The organism is Actinoplanes sp. NPDC026623 (assembly GCF_040638275.1).
GTDB lineage: Bacteria > Actinomycetota > Actinomycetes > Mycobacteriales > Micromonosporaceae > Actinoplanes.
In genome coordinates this window covers 1-1,390 of sequence record NZ_JBEZXZ010000445.1, presented here as the reverse complement: position 1 = coordinate 1,390, position 1,390 = coordinate 1, and the positions used below count along the sequence as shown (strand labels likewise).

Sequence of the window (1,390 nt, the reverse complement as noted above, 5' to 3'; positions counted from 1 at the left end):
GCCGGCTACGGCGGCGGCCGGCTCACCGCCGTGCTCACCGGCGGCCTGGACGCGCTGCGGCCGTGGTTCTCGGGCTACCTGCCGGCGCTGGTGCTGGGTGTGACGCTGCCGCCGCTGGTGATCGCGGCGATGGCCGTCGCCGACCCGGCGTCGGCGCTGGTCGCGCTGGCGACGCTCCCGCTGATCCCGGTGCTGGGCGCGCTCATCGGCTGGGCCACGCAGCAGAAGGCGCGGGCCGCGTGGGCGGCCGACGCCCGGCTGGCGGGCCACTTCCTGGACGTCGTGCGCGGCCTGCCGACCCTGCGGATCTTCGGACGCGCGCAGCGCCAGATCGAGGTGGTCCGGGAGATGACCGACCGGCACCGCCTCGCGACGGTACGGGTGCTGCGGGTGGCGTTCCTGTCCTCGACCGCGCTCGACCTGGTGGCGACCCTGTCGGTCGGCCTGATCGCGGTCGAGGCGGGCCTGCGGGTGGCGGCGGGCTCGATGCCGCTGGGCCCGGCGCTGCTGGTGATCCTGCTGGCGCCGGAGGTCTACCGGCCGCTGCGCGAGATGGCGGCGCGCTACCACGCCAGCGCCGACGCGTCGGCGGTGATCTCCGACGTGGACGAGATCCTGGCGCCCGCGGACGCCGGCGAGGCGGTGTTCGTGCCCGCGGCGGCGGTCACCGGGGACGGCCGGTTCGGGCTCGGCGGGCCCCGCCCGGCCGTCTTCGCGACCCGGCTGCGGGTGCGGCACCCCGGCGCCGGCGTGGACGCGCTCGGCCTGGACGCCCTCGCCGTGCGCGAGGGCGAACTGGTCGCGCTGCGCGGACCCTCCGGCGCGGGCAAGACCACCGCGCTGCGGGTCCTCGCGGGCCTGCAGCCCGCCCTCGGCGGGCGGATCGAGCTGTCCGGTCCGGGCCTGCTGTACCTGCCGCAGCGGCCCACGCTTCCGCACGCCCGCACGGTCGCCGACGTGTTCCCCGGCGGGAACCCCGACGAGATCGAGGCGGCGCTGCGCGGCGTCGGGCTGGAGATCGCGCCGCACACCGTCCTCGGTGAACACGGCAGCGGGGTGTCGGCGGGCCAGCGGCAGCGGATCGCCCTGGCGGCGGTGCTGCGCACGGCGGACCGCGAACCGGCCGTGCTGCTGCTGGACGAGCCCACCGCGCACCTGGACGCGGTCGCCGAGGACCTGGTGATCGCGCGGCTGCGGGCGGCCTCCGACCGGGGCTGCGCGGTCCTGGTGGTCGCGCACCGGCCGGGGCTGCTGGCCGCCGCCGACCGGATCATCGACGTCTCGCCCGCCGCGCCCGACCCGTCACCTCCCGGCCCGACTCCCCCGGTTCCGCGCGCGCCCGGCGCCGCCGCCGGGGGCCGCCCGCCCGCACGGTTCGCGCGGCCCGGCA

At 78.7% G+C, this 1,390-nt stretch carries 1 protein-coding gene; it reads left to right on the top strand.

Annotated elements, in window-relative coordinates:
* Positions 1-1,390: ATP-binding cassette domain-containing protein (locus AB0F10_RS45685; RefSeq protein WP_360640896.1), on the top strand; the 1,390-nt coding region annotated here is incomplete at both ends.